Annotated in this window: 20 protein-coding genes; 11 read left to right on the top strand and 9 right to left on the bottom strand. The window is 73.1% G+C overall.

All coding sequences use genetic code 11. The features are described from left to right. From ABZ899_RS32145 to ABZ899_RS32130, 4 genes are all read left to right on the top strand, one after another. The coding region (locus ABZ899_RS32145) for a chitinase (protein WP_361353076.1) at nt 1-330 on the top strand (330 nt) is incomplete at its 5' end. 40 nt (nt 331-370) lie between these two features. After that, nucleotides 371-1,276, top strand: a complete 906-nt coding sequence (locus ABZ899_RS32140) for an aldo/keto reductase (RefSeq protein WP_361353073.1) — start codon at nt 371-373, stop codon at nt 1,274-1,276. Between the two features lie 217 nt (nt 1,277-1,493). Further along, the gene (locus ABZ899_RS32135; RefSeq protein ID WP_361353070.1) at nt 1,494-1,880 is read left to right on the top strand and encodes a VOC family protein; all 387 of its coding nucleotides are present in this window, start codon (nt 1,494-1,496) and stop codon (nt 1,878-1,880) included. A 46-nt stretch (nt 1,881-1,926) separates the two neighbouring features. Beyond that, nucleotides 1,927-2,991, top strand: a complete 1,065-nt coding sequence (locus tag ABZ899_RS32130; RefSeq protein ID WP_361353068.1) for an adenosine deaminase — start codon at nt 1,927-1,929, stop codon at nt 2,989-2,991. 11 nt (nt 2,992-3,002) lie between these two features. On the opposite strand, the gene ABZ899_RS32125 is transcribed toward ABZ899_RS32130, so the two are convergent. After that, entirely contained in the window at nt 3,003-3,512 is a 510-nt protein-coding gene (locus tag ABZ899_RS32125) for a DUF664 domain-containing protein (protein ID WP_361353065.1), read from the bottom strand. 25 nt (nt 3,513-3,537) lie between these two features. Beyond that, entirely contained in the window at nt 3,538-4,425 is an 888-nt protein-coding gene (locus tag ABZ899_RS32120) for a LysR substrate-binding domain-containing protein (protein WP_361353062.1), read from the bottom strand. 139 nt (nt 4,426-4,564) lie between these two features. On the opposite strand from ABZ899_RS32120, the gene mgrA reads away from it, so the two are divergent. Both mgrA and ABZ899_RS32110 read left to right on the top strand, forming a co-directional pair. Continuing rightward, a complete protein-coding gene (mgrA, locus tag ABZ899_RS32115; RefSeq protein ID WP_361353060.1) occupies nt 4,565-5,557 on the top strand; it encodes an L-glyceraldehyde 3-phosphate reductase in 993 nt (330 codons plus the stop codon). Nucleotides 5,558-5,844: 287 nt separating this feature from the next. After that, nucleotides 5,845-6,255: a hypothetical protein gene (locus tag ABZ899_RS32110; RefSeq protein ID WP_361353057.1), complete on the top strand. Its 411-nt coding sequence runs from the start codon at nt 5,845-5,847 to the stop codon at nt 6,253-6,255. Nucleotides 6,256-6,511: 256 nt separating this feature from the next. Here the strand turns inward: ABZ899_RS32110 and ABZ899_RS32105 are convergent, their stop codons facing one another. Further along, nucleotides 6,512-7,810, bottom strand: a complete 1,299-nt coding sequence (locus tag ABZ899_RS32105) for a streptophobe family protein (RefSeq protein WP_361353054.1) — start codon at nt 7,808-7,810, stop codon at nt 6,512-6,514. A gap of 72 nt (nt 7,811-7,882) precedes the next feature. On the opposite strand from ABZ899_RS32105, the gene ABZ899_RS32100 reads away from it, so the two are divergent. From ABZ899_RS32100 to ABZ899_RS32090, 3 genes are all read left to right on the top strand, one after another. Beyond that, entirely contained in the window at nt 7,883-8,146 is a 264-nt protein-coding gene (locus tag ABZ899_RS32100; protein WP_361353051.1) for a hypothetical protein, read from the top strand. A 97-nt stretch (nt 8,147-8,243) separates the two neighbouring features. Further along, on the top strand, nt 8,244-8,699 hold the full coding sequence (locus tag ABZ899_RS32095; RefSeq protein ID WP_361353102.1) for an ATP-binding protein: 456 nt from the start codon (nt 8,244-8,246) through the stop codon (nt 8,697-8,699). A gap of 77 nt (nt 8,700-8,776) precedes the next feature. After that, nucleotides 8,777-9,265 carry a helix-turn-helix transcriptional regulator gene (locus tag ABZ899_RS32090; protein ID WP_361353049.1) on the top strand — a complete coding sequence of 163 codons (489 nt, stop codon included), beginning with the start codon at nt 8,777-8,779 and terminating at the stop codon, nt 9,263-9,265. Nucleotides 9,266-9,280: 15 nt separating this feature from the next. Here the strand turns inward: ABZ899_RS32090 and ABZ899_RS32085 are convergent, their stop codons facing one another. Beyond that, on the bottom strand, nt 9,281-9,883 hold the full coding sequence (locus ABZ899_RS32085) for an ATP-dependent Clp protease proteolytic subunit (RefSeq protein WP_361353047.1): 603 nt from the start codon (nt 9,881-9,883) through the stop codon (nt 9,281-9,283). Nucleotides 9,884-9,885: 2 nt separating this feature from the next. Next, nucleotides 9,886-10,524: an ATP-dependent Clp protease proteolytic subunit gene (locus ABZ899_RS32080; protein ID WP_361353044.1), complete on the bottom strand. Its 639-nt coding sequence runs from the start codon at nt 10,522-10,524 to the stop codon at nt 9,886-9,888. A gap of 193 nt (nt 10,525-10,717) precedes the next feature. Between ABZ899_RS32080 and ABZ899_RS32075 the strand changes: the two genes are divergently transcribed. Both ABZ899_RS32075 and ABZ899_RS32070 read left to right on the top strand, forming a co-directional pair. Continuing rightward, the gene (locus ABZ899_RS32075; protein ID WP_361353041.1) at nt 10,718-11,563 is read left to right on the top strand and encodes a hypothetical protein; all 846 of its coding nucleotides are present in this window, start codon (nt 10,718-10,720) and stop codon (nt 11,561-11,563) included. 76 nt (nt 11,564-11,639) lie between these two features. Further along, a complete protein-coding gene (locus tag ABZ899_RS32070; RefSeq protein WP_361353038.1) occupies nt 11,640-12,407 on the top strand; it encodes a cellulose binding domain-containing protein in 768 nt (255 codons plus the stop codon). 19 nt (nt 12,408-12,426) lie between these two features. On the opposite strand, the gene ABZ899_RS32065 is transcribed toward ABZ899_RS32070, so the two are convergent. The 4 genes from ABZ899_RS32065 to ABZ899_RS32050 all read right to left on the bottom strand — a co-directional run bounded on the left by ABZ899_RS32065 (nt 12,427) and on the right by ABZ899_RS32050 (nt 16,641). Next, on the bottom strand, nt 12,427-12,801 hold the full coding sequence (locus tag ABZ899_RS32065; protein ID WP_164492250.1) for a hypothetical protein: 375 nt from the start codon (nt 12,799-12,801) through the stop codon (nt 12,427-12,429). Nucleotides 12,802-13,180: 379 nt separating this feature from the next. Then, on the bottom strand, nt 13,181-14,125 hold the full coding sequence (locus ABZ899_RS32060; RefSeq protein WP_361353035.1) for a MurR/RpiR family transcriptional regulator: 945 nt from the start codon (nt 14,123-14,125) through the stop codon (nt 13,181-13,183). A 55-nt stretch (nt 14,126-14,180) separates the two neighbouring features. Next, nucleotides 14,181-15,731 carry a phospholipid carrier-dependent glycosyltransferase gene (locus ABZ899_RS32055; RefSeq protein WP_361353100.1) on the bottom strand — a complete coding sequence of 517 codons (1,551 nt, stop codon included), beginning with the start codon at nt 15,729-15,731 and terminating at the stop codon, nt 14,181-14,183. A 262-nt stretch (nt 15,732-15,993) separates the two neighbouring features. Continuing rightward, nucleotides 15,994-16,641 carry a nucleoside/nucleotide kinase family protein gene (locus tag ABZ899_RS32050; protein WP_361353032.1) on the bottom strand — a complete coding sequence of 216 codons (648 nt, stop codon included), beginning with the start codon at nt 16,639-16,641 and terminating at the stop codon, nt 15,994-15,996. Nucleotide 16,642: the final 1 nt, after the last annotated feature.

Raw genomic sequence — 16,642 nt, 5'->3', positions numbered from 1 at the left:
CCCATCCAGCTGTCGTGGAACTTCAACTACAAGGCCGCCGGCGACGCCCTCGGCATCGACCTGCTCAACAACCCCTGGCGCGTGCAGAACGAGGCGGCCGTCGCCTGGAAGACCGGCCTGTGGTACTGGAACACCCAGAACGGCCCCGGCTCCATGACCCCCCACAACGCCATGGTCAACCAGGCGGGCTTCGGCCAGACCATCCGCTCCATCAACGGCTCCCTGGAATGCGACGGCAAGAACCCCGCCCAGGTCCAGAGCCGCGTCGACGCCTACCAGCGCTTCACCCAGATCCTCGGCGTCTCCCCCGGCGCCAACCTCTACTGCTGACCACCCTCCCGGGTCCCGCGGCGTGTGCGACACTCCGCCGATGACCACCGGAACGATCACCGCGCACGCTGCGGGCACCTGGGATCTCGGTGACCGCTCCGTCAACCGCCTCGGCTTCGGCGCGATGCGGCTGACGGGCAGCGCCGCCTTCCACCACGGCGTCCCCAGCCGGAGGGACCGCTCGATCGCCGTCCTGCGCACCGCGGTCGAACTCGGCGTGAACCACATCGACACGGCCGCCTTCTACTTCTCCGCCCTGCGCTCCGCCAACGAACTCATCAACACCGCGCTGTCGCCGTACGCCGACGACCTCGTCATCGCCACGAAGGTCGGTCCCCACCGCGAGTACGACGGCGAATGGGGCACCGCCGCCCGGCCCGACCAGCTGCGCGGCCACGTCGAGGAGAACCTCCGCCAGCTCGGCCGCGACCATCTGGACCTCGTGTACCTGCGCCGTATGCGGCAGGACTCCATCGCCGAGCACTTCGGCGCCCTGGCCGAACTGCGCGAGGCCGGACTCGTCCGCCACCTCGGCATCTCCGCCGTCCGGCCGCGCCACCTCGCCGAGGCCCGGGCCATCGCCCCCGTGGTCGCCGTCCAGAACCGCTACGCCCTCGACCGGCCCGACCCGGACGCCGACGAACTGCTGCGCCTGTGCGGCGCGGCGGGCATCGCGTTCGTGCCCTTCTACACGGTGGCCGGAGACGTGGGGGAGCACGGCGCGACCGACGCGCACGACGCGGACGTCCTGGCCCTCGCCCGGGCCCACGGCGTCACCCCTGCCCAGATACGTATCGCCTGGACCCTGAGCCGGGGCCCGCACGTCCTCGCCATCCCCGGCACCGGAAACCCCGGCCATCTGAGGGAGAACGTGGCCGCCGGCGCCCTGCGCCTGACCGGAGAGGAGCTGGACCGGCTGAACGCGGGGCGCGGGCAGGGAGGTTGAGACCCGTGCGGTCCCTGCCCGGGGGAGTGCCACGCCGGCGGGCCTTCGCCGGCGGGTGCGCCGGCCCCGGGGCGGGAGCCCGCACGCCCGCCTCCCTCCGGGACGTCCGCGCCGGGCCCCGCGTCACCCGCTCACCAGAACGTCCCCTCCCGAGACTGGCGCCGCCCACGTTTTACGTATAACCTCTCCCGTCGACCACCCGTCCCGGAAGGCCCCGATGTCCCATCTCGCCCTGGTCACCCTCGTCGTCGACGACTACGACGAGGCGATCCGCTTCTACACCGACGCCCTCGGTTTCCGGCTCGTCGAGGACGCCCCGCGCCCCGACGGCTCCCGCTGGGTCGTCGTGGCGCCGGACGGCCGGGGCACCGGACTGCTGCTGGCCCGCGCCAAGGGGGACGGCCAGCGGGCGCGCGTCGGGGACCAGACCGGCGGACGGGTCGGGTTCTTCCTGCACACCGACGACTTCGGCCGCGACCACGCCCGTATGCTCGCGGCCGGCGTGACCTTCCTGGAGGAGCCCCGGCACGAACCGTACGGTTCCGTCGCCGTCTTCCAGGACCTGTACGGCAACCGCTGGGACCTGCTCCAGCCCGCCGGCTGACCCGCCCCGCCCCGTCGCACCCCGCCCGACCGAGAAAGACCGCACCATGACCGCTACGCGCGTAGACATCGATGTGATCCGCCGCCTCCCGAAGGCCGTCCTGCACGACCACCTCGACGGCGGCCTGCGCCCCGCCACCGTGGTGGAGCTCGCGGCGGAGATCGGGCACACCCTGCCCACCACCGACCCCGACGAGCTCGCCGCCTGGTACTTCGAGGCAGCCAACTCCGGCGACCTGGTCCGCTACATAGCCACCTTCGAGCACACCCTCGCCGTGATGCAGACCCGCGAGGGCCTGCTGCGCACCGCCGAGGAGTACGTCCTGGACCTCGCCGCCGACGGCGTCGTCTACGGCGAGGTGCGCTACGCCCCCGAGCTGAACACACGGGGCGGGCTGACCATGGCCGAGGTCGTGGAGACCGTCCAGGAGGGCCTGGCCGCCGGCATGGCCAAGGCCGCCGCGGCCGGCACGCCCGTGCGGGTGGGCACGCTGCTGTGCGGCATGCGGATGTTCGACCGGGTGCGCGAGGCCGCCGACCTGGCCGTCGCCTTCCGGGACTCCGGCGTCGTCGGCTTCGACATCGCCGGGGCCGAGGACGGCTTCCCGGCCGCCGACCACCTCGACGCGTTCCAGCATCTGCGCCGCGAGAGCGTGCCCTTCACCATCCACGCCGGCGAGGCGCACGGCCTGCCGAGCATCCACCAGGCCGTGCAGGTCTGCGGCGCGCAGCGCATCGGCCACGGCGTACGGATCACCGAGGACATCGTCGACGGCAAGCTCGGCAGGCTGGCCGGCTGGGTGCGTGACCGCCGGATCGCCCTGGAGATGTGCCCCACCTCCAACCTGCAGACCGGTGCCGCCACGTCGATCGCCGGGCACCCCATCACCGCGCTCAAGGACCTCGGCTTCCGGGTCACCCTCAACACCGACAACCGGCTCGTCTCCGGCACGACGATGACCCGCGAGATGGCACTGCTGGCCGAGGAGGCCGGCTGGACGGTCGAGGACCTGCGCACGGTCACCGTGAACGCCGTCAAGAGCGCGTTCATCCCGTTCGACGAGCGCAAGGCCCTCCTGGAGGACGTCGTGCTCCCGGGTTACGTGCTCTGAAGGCTCCCGGGTTACGCGCTCTGAAGGAGCCCGCGGACGTAGGCGGCCTGTCCGACGTGCTGGAGATCGTCGGACAGGACGCTGACCAGCCGGACCCCGAGGGTGACCGGCGGGTCCCAGTTCTCGTCGACGACCCGCTCCAGGTCCTGGGCGGTCACGGTCCGCAGCGCGCCCAGCGACTGCTCGTGCACGGCATCGTAGTAGCCGGTCAGCAGGTCGCCCGAGGACACCTGGACCTTGGCGACCTTCGCCGGGGTGTGGCCGTAGCCGGTGTCGTGGCGCGGCAGGTCGAGCCCGAACTTGCGGTGCCAGTCCTGCGCCAGCCACACCTGCTCGAGTCCGAAGGCGTCGGCGATGTGGTCGTCCTGGATCCGGGTGAGATGCCAGATCAGCCAGGCGATGGAGTTGGCGTCGGGGGAGGGGCGGGTGCCGAGCTCGTCGGGGCCGAGGCCCTCGACGGCCGCGTGGACCTCTTCGCGGATCCGGCCGTAGCCCTCGATGAGGATGTCCTTCGCATGCATGGGTCCACCATCGCGCATGTCCGCGTCAGGCGCCCCCGGTATCCAGCAACCCCATCAGCGCCCGTGCCGCCGGACTCGTGGCCTGCTCCGGGGGCAGCAGGGCGACCGTCCGGTACACGGTGTCGCCCGCGCCCTTGACCGGCAGGGCCGTGAGCGACGGCCGCTTGTGCCGGAAGTGGCGCGGTACGACGGCGATCCCCAGGTTCTCGTCGACCAGGTCCAGCAGGCCGTGCACGTCGTTGACCTCCAGGGCGACCGTCCGGCGCACCCCCGCGGCGGCGAACACGCTGTCGGTGGCCCGGCGCGGCCCCCAGTCCGGGTGGAAGTCGACGAACACCTCGCCGCCGAGGTCCTCGGGGGTGACCGCGGCGCCGGCCAGGGCGAGCGGATGGCTCGGGTGGCACAGCACGGTCATGGGCTCGCTGGTCAGCGGGACGGCCCGCAGCTGGTCGGTCTCCTCCCGGGCGGTCCGCACGGCGAAGGCGAGGTCGAGGCGCCCGGCCGCGACCTCCTCCGCGAGCGCGCCGGAGCCCGCCTGCCGCAGACAGATCTCCACGTCCGGATGCGCACGCCGGAAGGCCGCGAGCAGCCCCGCCACATGCACTCCGGCGACGCACTGCTCGGAGCCGAGCGCGAGCATCCCGCGCAGCACGCCCTGCACCGCCGCCACCGCCTCGTGCGCGGCCCGCACCTGCGCGAGGATGCGCTCCGCCTCGCACAGCAGCGCCCGGCCGGCCGGGGTGAGGGTCACCCGGCGGGTCGTCCGCACGAACAACGGCGTCTGCAGCTCCCGCTCCAGGGCCCGGATGGAGGCCGACAGACCGGACTGGGACACCATGAGGCGTTCGGCCGCACGGGTGAAATGCTGGTCCTCGGCGACCGCCACGAAGTGCTGGAGATGGCGCAGTTCCATGATTGAGCAGCCTAGCCGCTGAATCCCATCTGATTTACCTGTTGGACCACTGCCCGCAGGTCGCGACAGCATGGACGACGACCGGAACGGCGTCTCACGCGAGCCGCCCCCCCCGTGTGCCCACCTCTCTGGAGTCGCGTTGTACACCGCACACCCCGACCGCTACGCGGACATGCCCTACCGGCGCACCGGACGCAGCGGCCTCAAGCTCCCCGCGCTGTCGCTCGGCCTCTGGCACAACTTCGGGCCCGACCGCCCCGCCGAGACCCAGCGCGCCATCCTGCGCCGCGCCTTCGACCTGGGCGTCACCCACTTCGACCTGGCCAACAACTACGGCCCGCCGCCCGGCGCCGCCGAGGCGGCGTTCGGCGAGGCGCTGAAGGCGGACTTCGCGCCCTACCGGGACGAGCTGGTCATCTCGACCAAGGCCGGCTACCTGATGTGGCCCGGCCCGTACGGCGAGTGGGGCTCGCGCAAGTACCTGCTGTCCTCGCTCGACCAGAGCCTGAAGCGGATGGGCCTGGAGTACGTCGACATCTTCTACTCGCACCGCCCCGACCCGGAGACTCCGATGGAGGAGACGATGGGCGCGCTGCACTCGGCGGTGCAGCAGGGCAAGGCGCTGTACGTCGGCATCTCCAACTACTCGGCGGAGCAGACCCGCGAGGCCGCCCGGATCCTGGGCGAGCTGGGCACCCCGCTCCTCATCCACCAGCCGCGCTACTCGATGCTCGACCGGCGCCCCGAGGACGAGGGCCTGCTCGACGTGCTCGACGAGCTCCAGGTCGGCTCGATCGTCTTCTCCCCGCTGGAGCAGGGCCTGCTGACCGGCCGCTACCTCGACGGCATCCCCGAGGGGTCGCGCGCGGCGAGCGACAGCCCGTTCCTGAACTCCGACGCCGTCACCGAGGACCTGGTCGGCCGGCTGCGCGCGCTGGACGAGATCGCCACGTCCCGCGGCCAGACGCTGGCCCAGCTCGCCCTGGCCTGGGTGCTGCGCGGGGGCCGGGTCACGTCGGCGCTGGTCGGCGCGAGCAGCCCCCGCCAGATCGAGGACAGCGTCGCCGCGACGCGCAACCTGGACTTCGACGCGGAGGAACTGGCCCGCATCGACGCGGTGATCAAGGGCTGACCCTGCCCTCCCCGAGGGCTTCGACAGCGCCCACGGACCTCGACCGGTCCGCGGGCGCTGTCGCGTGTCCCGGAGGCTGACCAGGTCTCCGTCCGGTTCAGGCCACAGATGACCGTGAATATGCCAGCAGACTGGCCGGAAAGTCATGGTGACAGTGTTTCAGTCGTGAACATACTCGACAGCGAGGGTGCTTCACGTGGGGCGACGGCGCGCTCACACACCGCTCATGAGCCGCACAGGAAGCGAGGTCCGCCGACAGGCGAAAACGGCATCACGGGGGAGGCTGCGTGCACGACGAGTTCCTTTGCCATGTCACCGCGTACGGCGTCTGCGACGGACGGCGGATCGGCGTACCCCTCGGTACCTACCGCGCGCCCACCCTGGCCCTCGCCCTGTGGTGGCTGCGGGACCGGGCGTCCTGGATGGCCGAGCGATTAGACCCGCGACCGGAGTCCGAGCGCATCCCCGCCGCTGCGCTCGTCCCGGTCGCCGACACCGTGCCCGACGTCCCCGCCGTGCTGCGTGCCTGGTGCGGTGACGTGGATCAACAGGAGCTCATCGCCGACGAGTTGGCGGCGGGCCGGCTCGTGCGGATCGCCGTGAGCGACGACACCACCGAGTACGAACTGCTCGCCGAGTCGGTGGACGCCCTGCGCATGCAGCGCACCGTCCCCGCTCTGATCGTGCCCGTGGGCTAGCCCTCGGCAGGCGCCCCGAAGGCGGACGATCAGGCACGGCCCGCCCACCGGCGCTGAGTTGACCGATGTCGCAGGCTCGGGCCCCGCGGCTCTGTGCGGTGCCGTGGGACGCGGGGGGCGGTCCGCGCCCAACGCCGGCCGCCGCGCCGGCCTCCCCGCGGGTGCGCCTCCGCTCAGGTCGGACCCTCCCCGCGGGCATCCGGAGTGCCGACAGGCGCCCGCCCCCTTCGGCGGACGCCCCACGCCCACCGCCGCCTCAGTCCCGGACCCCGGGCCCCGCCGTCGCCGGGACCTCGCCGCGATGCCGCAGGCGCCGCGCCAGCAGGCCGCCGAGGAACCCCGTGACCAGGCCCCACAGCAGGGCCAGGCCGAGGGCGCCCCAGGTCCGGGGCTTCAGGAAGAGCTCCCCGGCCAGGCCGCCGCCCAGGTCGCCGATCCCGAGGATGGACAGGCCGTAGTGCGCGGAGATCCGCCCGACGAGGCAGATCATCAGCACCGTGAGCGCCAGCGCGACCGCCATGCGCAGCGCGTGCTGCCAGGGGCGCACCCGGGCGGGTGAGCGCCGGGCCATCACGACGGCGGCGGCCGGCAGCAGCACGGCGTCGGCGACGAGCAGCCACCACATCCGGACGTCCTGCTCGGCGAGCGTGCCCAGGTTCACCTCGGACACGTCCCGGCCGCGCAGCACCTCGTCGAGGACATGCGGCATGGGCAGCCCGAACGGCCCCTCCACGCGGCCGTTCCACGTCGCGCCGAGCCCGATCGTCAGCGCCGGCCACGCCAGGTTCGGCAGCCCGAGCAGCAGCACCGCGAACGTCTCCGCCACATGGCCCCGCGTCGCCGCCACCACCAGGCCGACCACGACACCCAGCACCACGTACGCCAGCAGCAGCACCACCATCGCGTACGCGGCCGGCCGCACCGACTCCTGGAAGCGCAGCAGCCGGGCCGGCAGCGGGGCGCCGCGCGCGGCCAGCAGCGCCAGCACCAGCACGCCCAGCAGCCACAGCGTGCCGAAGAAGACGCTCAGCGCCACGTCCGTCGTGAAGCCGACCTTGGGTTGGATGCCGAACAGGTCAACCAGATCGCCGAGCGCGTCCTCGCCGAGGTCGCCCAGGGACAGGGTGAAGGTTTGGCGCGCCCCCAAGGACAGGGCCACCACGGCCAGGACCCACAGGACGGCGATCCGGGCCGCCCAGCCCGCCAGTTCCCCGGCGCCCGCGACCGCCCGGCGCCGCAGCGGCCGCAGGAACCCGGCCGCCGCCACCAGCGCCCCGGTGAGCGTCACGGACAGCGGGATCACCGTCAGCTCGGCGTCGGACGAGGCCAGACCCCCGGCGCTGCCGGTGAGTTCGACCGTGCCGCCCACCGCCGTGACCAAGGTCGCGGCGACCACCCGCGGGAATGCACCGTCCGGCAGGTCCGCGGCCCCGGCGGCCCACAGACCCAGCGCCGCGACCACCCCCATGGCGACGGCCGTGGCCAGGACCACGACGAGGGCCTGCACCCAGCCGTGGGCGGCGACGGCCGGGCGGGAGGGGGTCTGCGCGCTCACGCTGCCCACGCTAAGCAGCACCCGGGTGCCTCGCCCGCCGGGAGGGCCGTCCGCGTCGGCCCGCGAGCCTCGATGAGCCGGAGCACGGAACGAGAACGGAGCGCACCGCCCGGGGAAGCCCCCGCCGTCGGTGGGCGCGTCCTGCCCGACCTCACCCGGCACGGGCACGCCGGCGAGTCCGGGCACCTCCACGCCGGAGACGTCGGCACGGCGGACCACGACGTCCGAGCCGCCCCCGAGCCCGGGACCACGACGTCCGAGCCGCCCCCGGACGGCCGTACGACCGCCACGGGCTCCGCCTCCACCGGACCGGGGACGGACTCCTCGTGGCTGTGACGTACGGCGCCTCACGGAGTTGGACTGCTCGGCGCCGCACTGGGTACGAGGACTGGTGCAGTAGTGTCCGGCGATGCCGGCTACCGAGAGAGAAACGATGATCGACCACGTGGACGAGGCAGTGATTCCGACTGGTTTCGACGTGCCCGTGGAGCCGCTGCGGCGCACGGCGCACTTCAGCGGGGAACAGGGCTGCATCGCCGAGGCGCGGTCCTTCGCCGCGCTGTTCCTCGGCCGGCTCAGGACCGAATGGTGCGCCACCATCGGGCGGCCCGTGGAGGAACAGGTGCTTCTCGTGGTCAGCGAGCTGATCACCAACGCGGACCGGCACAGCAACGGCCCGTACATCCTGGACCTGGAGGGCACCGACGACACGGTGTCGGTCTGCGTGTACGACAGCAGCTCCGCGCTGCCCCGCCGCTTCCCCAAGGACCCCGAACGCATCGGCCGGCACGGACTGGAGATCGTCCACGCGCTGGCCGCCGAGGTCGTCGTGGAACGCGTCCCGGTCGGCAAGCGCGTCCGTGCGGTCATGCGCCTCGGCGCCGAGTGACGGGCGCCCCGCCCGATTTCGTCCAGGGCGGAACGCGCCCGCCTTCCCCTGACGCCCCCGGCTCCTAGGCTGGGACGGTGAGCGAACAAGCGCCGAACGAAGCCCGCGTCATCCCCCTGCGCCGAGCGGTCCAGCGTCCGGCCGCCGTACGCCCGGGGACGACCCGCCCCCCGTCCGAACGGCCCGCGCCCGCCCGGTCGTCCACCGCGCCCGGCACCGCCGCGCCCACCGCCGCACCACCGGCGGCCACGCCCAGGGAGCCCCTGTGGCGCGACCTGGTCGGCGACGTCCTGCGCCGGGAACGCCTCGCCCAGGAGCGCACGCTCAAGGACGTGGCCGACGCGGCCCGGATCTCCATGCCCTACCTCTCCGAGGTCGAGCGCGGCCGCAAGGAGGCCTCCTCCGAGGTCCTCGCGGCCGCCGCCCGCGCCCTGGGCCTCGGTCTGGGCGACCTGCTGACGCTCGTCCAGACCGAGCTGACCCGGGTCACCTCCCGCCGGGTGCCCCCGTCCGGACGCGGCGGGACCGGCTCGCCCCACGACGGGCTGCTGTGCCTGGCCGCGTGACGCGGTGCCGGCGCCTCAGACCCGCACGAGGCGCCGGCTCACCACCTCGTCGGCGAGCCCGTACGCGACGGCCTCCGGCGCCGTGAACACCTTGTCGCGGTCCATGTCCGCGCGCAGCGTCGTCAGGTCGTGGTGGGTGTGCCGCGCCAGCACCTCCTCGACCTGCGAGCGGATGCGGACCATCTCCTTGGCCTGGAGGGCCAGGTCGGACACCACACCCCGGCTGCCGCCGGTCGCGGGCTGGCCCAGCAGGACCCGGGCGTGCTCCAGCACGAACCGCCGGCCCGGGTCCCCTCCGGCCAGCAGCACGGCGGCCGTGGACGCCGCCTGTCCCACGCAGAACGTGGAGATCGGCGCCTGGACGTACGTCATGGTGTCGTAGATCGCCATGAGCGAGGTGTACGAGCCGCCCGGGGAGTTGATGTAGAGCGAGATCTCGCTCTCCGGCGCCGACGACTCCAGGTGCAGGAGCTGCGCGATGACGACGTTGGCGACGCCGTCGTCGATCTCGGTGCCGAGGAAGATGATCCGCTCGGACAGCAGCCGGCTGAACACGTCCGAGGACCGCTCACCGTGCGCGGTGCGCTCCGTGACGTACGGAATCGTGTAGTTCCCCATGATCACAGTCCCATCCGTCGCCTGGACGCGGCCGGGCGGACGTCCGCGAGGGACTCCAGGACCCGGTCCACCATGCCGTACTCCCTGGCCTGCTCGGCCGTGAACCAGCGGTCGCGGTCCCCGTCCCGGGAGATGGTCTCCGGGGTCTGACCGGTGTGCTCGGCGGTGATCCGCTCGATGGTCCGCTTGGTGAAGTCCAGGTTGTCCGCCTGGATCTCGATGTCCGCGGTGGTGCCCCCGATGCCCGCCGACGGCTGGTGCATCATGATCCGCGCGTTCGGCAGCGCGTACCGCTTGCCCGCCGTGCCGACGCTCAGCAGGAACTGGCCCATGCTGGCGGCGAAGCCCATGGCGAGCGTCGAGACGTCGTTCGGGATGAGCCGCATCGTGTCGTAGACGGCCAGGCCCGCGTGGACCGAGCCGCCCGGGCTGTTGATGTACAGGCTGATGTCGGTGCGCGGGTCCTCCGCCGACAGCAGGAGCAGTTGGGCGCACACCCGGTTGGCGGACGCCTCGGTGACCTCGGTGCCCAGCAACACAATGCGCTGGCCCAGCAGTTGGGAGGCGAGCTGGTCGTCGAACCGGGTCGGCGGGGTCTCGCCCTCCTCCGCGCGGGGCGTGAGCGTGACAGGTGGGGTCATCGGTCCTCCTCGGTGATGGGATGCCGTCGCCTCCCACTGTCGGCCGGGCCGGGTGCCACCGGTGGCCTTCTCTGCCTGCGGCAGATCGGCCGAGGGCAGAGCGCCCCCGGCCCGGGACAGCCCCGTCCGGCGTTTGTCCGGACATCGGGGCTCCGCTTACGATCGGCTGCCACCGCAGCCCCAGGAGCCCCGCATGCCAGCCGCCCGCCCCCGCATCCTGTACGTCAGCGACCTCGCGTACCCGGCCCGCGGGCGCCGCTACTGCGACGAGGACATCCATCTCACCTCCCGGCTGCGCGAGGACCTCGACCTGGCGCTGTGCCACCCCCGCGACGCGGCGGCGCTGATGGACGCCTTCGACGCGGTCGTCGTCCGCAACAGCGGCCCCGTCCTCGGCTACCAGGACGTGTACGACGACTTCCGGCGCCGCGCGCTCGCCGCCGGGACCCGCGTGTACAACCCGCTCACCGGCAAAGGGGACATGGCGGGCAAGCAGTACCTGCTCGACCTGACCGCCGCCGGGTTCCCGGTCATCCCCACCGTGGACCGGGCCGAGGACCTGCACCTGCTGCCCGGCGCCGGGCGGTACGTGGTCAAGCCCAGGCTCGGCGCCGACTCCATCGGGCTGCGGATGGTCTCCGGGGCCGAGGCACGCGAGGCCGCCGACGGAACCGTCCTGGTGCAGCCGCACGTCGACTTCGCCTACGAGGTGTCGTTCTACTTCGTCGACGACGCCTTCCAGTACGCCCTGTACGCGCCGCACACCGACCGGCGCTGGCAGCTCGAACCGTACGAACCGAGCGCCGCCGACCTGGACTTCGCCCGGCGCTTCGTCGAGTGGAACACCATCGGGCACGGCATCCAGCGCGTCGACGCCTGCCGTGCCCCGGACGGCGCCCTGCTGCTGGTGGAGCTGGAGGACCTGAACCCCTATCTCTCCCTGGACGCCGTGGACGACACCCGGCGGGACGCCTTCGTCACCGCCATGAAGGAGTCGCTGCGCCGTTTCGTCACCGGTTCCGCTCCAGCGGGCGCCTGAACCGGCGGGGCGGCACCGCCGTATCTCTTCCCGGGGATTGGCCAACCCGTGCACGACGGGACGGAAGGAGAGCGGTGTGCCCACCCAGCCCGACCCCGCGGAACCCGGCGAAGGACCGGCCCTGGAACCGATCCACGTGCTGCGCCCACGCCGTACCGACGCGCTCGCGGAACTCTTCCGCGAGTGGGAGGAGGACGCCGGCCGAGGGTACGAGACGGTGGCGCTGCCCCGGCCCGCCCCCGGCGCCGAGGACGCCACGCAGGAGCTGCCGGCCGTCCCCGGCGACGGCGAGACCGTCCCGTACGGCGGCGCCGGTCCCGCTCCGGTCGCGCACGGCGCGGGCTTTCGCCGTACCGTCCTCGCGGTGACCGTGACGGCCGCGGCGGTCCTCGGCTTCGGCGGGGCCCTCCTGCTGACGGGACGCGACGGCGGCGGCAGCGGGGCGGCCCGGGAACCCGCCGCGTCCGCGAAGCCCTCCGCCCCGGCGTCCGAGGCAACCGGCGGGGACGCGGCCGGAGCCGACGCGGGCTGCGCGGCGTCCTTCCGGACCGTCTCCAGCTGGCAGGGCGGCTTCCAGGGGGAGGTGACGGTGACCGGTGCCCCGTCCGCGGCCGTCTCGGCCTGGACGGCGACGGTCGTACCGGCCGGCGGCGCCCGGCTGACCCAGGTCTGGGACGGCACGCTGTCCACCGGGGCCGACGGCTCGGCGACCGTGGCCAACGCGGACTGGAACGGCAGCCTCGCACCGGGCGCGAGCGTCACCTTCGGCTTCCTGGCGGCGACCGGGTCGGACGCCTCGCCGTCGGCGGAGGTCAGCTGCGCGGCACGCGGCGAGGAGCCCTGACCGGTGACCCGCCGCCGCGTCAGCGCCCGCGCTCGACCAGCGCCTGCGACACCGCGCGGACACTGCGCGCGATGTGCTGCAACTGCATGACCTCGGCCGCGTACATCTTGATGGTGTGCTCGATGACCGACTCGGGAAGCCCCAGCGCCGGCAGGTCGGCCCGGGCGGTCTGCAGCGCGGTGCGTGCGACCCGGATCTCGTGCTGCACCTGGATCTGCGCGTGCCGGGCCAGCAGGACGGGGTGGCGGATCAGCGCGGGGTAGCTGGCGTAGCGGGCCGGCACGAGGTCGCGCAGCCACTTGGCCGCGGAGCGTTCCCAGTCGTAGGAGCCGGGGGTCTTGACCTGGCACGGCCAGTCCGGGCTGATGCGCGTCGTCGTCAGGGGCATGATCATCGCTTCCACGGGTGTGCGGCGTCGTCCGGGGTGTCCGACGGGGTTTCGGCGCGGCCCCGGCCTAGGGGATGACCGGGGCCGCCGCCACCGGGCACACGCGCAGGCGGTGCCCGACCGAACAGCCCGTGCGCCGACGCGGGTAGGAGACGGCGGCAGGCGCTGTTCGTTGTGGAGCCCGTCGCGGCTGCCGGGACGCACACGACGGATGGGACGACGTGTGCATGAGCGGACCGGCTGCCTTCTGTCGGGCGGGTGATACGTGTGCAGTATTTATATATGCCGTCTGGTTTGCAAGGCGTATGAAAACATTCATGCGTGATTTGAAGTGAAAGCTGCCCGTGTGCCGTGGTTCGGCAGGTGGGGTGGGAGAGCGGGCCGGTCAGTCCCGCAGGAAGAACTGGTGCTCCTCGGAGATCTGCTCGTAGTCCTCCAGGCGCCCCTGGGTGCGCTCCGGGTCGGCGTCGGTCATGGCCTGGAGCAGCGCGGCCGCCATCACGCCGGGCGCCGCGTAGGAGTCGAAGACCAGGCGGGAGCCGGTGCCCGTGGCGAAGACGACGTCGGCGGCGTCCGCCACCGGGCCGAGCGCGAGATCGGTGACGAGGGCGATCTTCAGGCCGGCGCTGCGCGCCACCTGCACCGCGGTGAGCGTCTCCTGGGCGTGCCGGGGCATCGAGAACGCCAGCACCCAGGTGCCGCCTGCCTCGCGCGACTGGAGCAGGGCGTCGTAGGCGACACTGCCGCCCCGGGTGACCAGCCGTACGTCGGGGTGGATACGGCGGGCCGCGTAGGCGAAGTACTCGGCGAGGGAGGCGGAGATGCGCAGCCCGAGGATGGTCAGCGGCGTGGAGCGGGACAGCTTGCGGCCGACGTCGATCACCTCGTCGGGGTCGACGAAGTCCCGCCGCAGGTTCTCCAGGTTCTCGATCTCGGCGTCCACGGCGGCCTGCAGCTCGTTGGCGCCGTTCTCCTCGGACGCGGGACCGCCCGCGAACGTCCCCAGGGCGATCGACTGCAGCTTCTCCCGCAGCGCCGGGTAACCGCTGAAGCCCACCGCCGCGGCGAACCGCGTCACCGACGGCTGGCTGACCCCGGCCCGCTCCGCGAGATCGGTGATCGACAGGAACGCCGCCTCCGTGAGGTGCTCGATCAGGTACTGGGCGATCCGGCGCTGCCCGGGCGACAGTCTGGGCTGGTCGAAGAGGGTCCGGAGCTGGGAAGTCGGGGAAGCCTCCGCTTCCGGAGCGGTCTTTCCCGAGGTGATCGCGGACGCCTGCGCACGCGCCTGCTGGGGCGAGGGCGAAGGCGTGCCTCCATTGTCTTCCACAGTGCCTCAACATAGCCCACACACCGTGGTGACCAGGGATCGAACGGGCGCCCGCTCACCGCCGGTAGAGGGTGATCGAGTGTCCGATCGTATCGACGGGGCGACTGCCGGCGATCAGCCGGGCCAGCCGGCCGGTCGCCTTGGCCGCCGCCGAGTCGGACACGACGAGCAGTCCGCGCACCTCGTGCGGCGGCACCTCGCGCGGATCGCGGGCCCGGATGCCGTAGTACGACGGCACCCCGCTGCCCTTGTAGACCAGCCAGACCCGCTCGTGCGGGTACCGCTCGCGCAGCCGGTCGGCCAGCCGTCCCAGGTCCTGGCCCCAGTCCACGTTCGAGTCGTGCAGCCGCAGCCGGGTCTGCGCCGGACCGCCGAACGCCTCGTTGGAGTAGGGGAGATAGTAGGGGAACGTCCGCAGCGAACTGACCGCGACGAACGCCACCAGCGCCGCCACCCCGGCCGTGACCCACCGCCGTCGCACGGCGAGCGCGCACCCCGCGGCCACGGCCAGGAACATCGGCACGAACAAGGCGTACCGCGTCCCGAAGTTGCGCGCCCCGAGCATCGCCGCGGCCAGCAGCACGGCGGCGGGCACCAGCAGATAGGGCGCCGCCGGCCGCAGCCGCCGTACCGCGAGCGCCGCCGCCGCGCCCGCCGCCCCGAGCGCGAGCATGCCGAGGGGCGTCTTCACGAGCAGCGCGGCGGGCAGGTAGTACCAGAGCGCCCCGGTGTAGAGCCGGCCGAACAGGAAGCCCTGCCAGGGGTGGTTCTCGAAGGCGAACTGGACGCGCATGCCGTCCCGGTAGGACTCGGGGAACGGCAGCAGGTCCACCGCCAGACCCCGCAGGCCGTGCACGACCGGCACCGGCTGGTCCGGGTCCCAGCGCAGCCGCGGATCGACCAGCAGGTAGGACACCCAGACGACGGCGACCGCGACCAGCGCCATGACGCCGGCGGCCGCGGCCGCCCGGCGCAGTGCCGGGCGCCGGGGCAGTGACGGCGGCCGCGCGGACCACACCGACAGCGCGGTGAGCGCGAGCAGGACGGGCACGGCCGGGAGTGTGCTCATCTTCGTCGCCAGGGCCGCCCCCAGCGCCGCTCCGGCGAGCGGCACGTACCGGCGCGGCCGGCGGCGTGCCCGCCACGCCAGCCATGCGGACATGAGCACGAACCCGGCCGCCGGGACGTCGAGCGTGGCGAGCGAACCGTGCGCGATCAGGTCGGGGGAGAAGGTGTACAGCCCGAGCGCCACCAACCCCGCGAGCCGGCCCGCGAGTTCGCGGGCGAAGACGAAGGCGACCCAGCCGAACACCAGCGTCAGGACGATCACGGGGAGCCGTGCGAACAGCATCACCCGCCACGGGTCGTTGCCCGACTCGTACAGCAGGTGCCGGCCCAACTCGCCCTGGTCGCCGCTGAATCCGGAGTCCAGGTGCGGATCGGCGAGCGCCACCCCCAGCCCGATCACGAGCTTGCCGAGCGGCGGGTGCTCGGGGTTGTGGACCAGTTCGTGCGTGTGCAGGTACTCGGCGGCCGTGCCCACGTAGACGGGCTCGTCGATCGTCGGCGTCTGCTGCACGGCCGTCGTCACCATGGCCACGGCCATCTGCCCGAGCAGCAGCACCACCAGCAGGGGCAGCGGCCACCGCGGTCCCCCTGAGGGCCGTTCACCGGCGGTGCCGGAGGGCGCCTCCGGCACCGGCGACGTGACCGCGACCGGGTTCTGTTCGAGCGCCATCATCCGCTCCGCGGTGCCGCCGGCCCCGGACCCGGGGTGACGCCACCAGCCTCGGGAGTCGTACCGGCAGACCTTCCGCCGTGCCCAGGGGTACGGCTCGGGCGGGGCACGGGTTCACCCTGACGCGGTGTCACGAGGGCAGCGCGGTCGCCGGGACCACCAGGTCGGCCCGGTCCCGGGTCGCGGCGACCAGCTCCGCGTTGCGCTGGTCCGAGCGGGTCACCCAGGCCACCGCCTCCTCGTGCGTCTTGCCGAACCGCTCGTGACGGGCGATCAGCCGACGCAGCCGTTCCCGCTCCTCCAGCTCGCAGAACCACACCTCGTCCAGCTGGGGCCGCACGAGCGCCCAGGCGCCCGTCTCCAGCAGCAGGTAGTTCCCCTCGGTGACGACCAGCCGGGCCGTGGGCTCCACCGGCACGGCACCGGCGATCGGCTGTTCCAGGACCCGTTCGAAACAAGGGGCGTAGACGGTGCCGTCGCCGGTCTCCTCGTGCAGCCGCCGCAGCAGGGCCGCGTACCCGGCCGCGTCGAAGGTGTCCGGGGCGCCCTTGCGCTCGCGGCGGCCGAGCCGTTCGAGCTCGGAGTCGGCGAGGTGGAAGCCGTCCATGGGCACATGGGCCACCCAGGGGTCGCCTGTTCCGTTCAGTTCCCGCACCAGGGTCTCGGCCAGGGTCGTCTTGCCCGCCCCGGGGCTGCCCGCGATGCCCAGGACGGCACGGCCGCCCCCGTCGGCCAGGGATCGGGCGCGGTCGAGGAGGTCTGCGAAAGTCGGAGCCACA

Source organism: Streptomyces sp. NPDC046859 (assembly GCF_040645135.1).
In the GTDB taxonomy this organism is placed as follows: domain Bacteria; phylum Actinomycetota; class Actinomycetes; order Streptomycetales; family Streptomycetaceae; genus Streptomyces.
The sequence above is the reverse complement of the archived record's forward strand: the minus strand, read 5'-3'. Positions and strand labels throughout refer to the sequence as shown.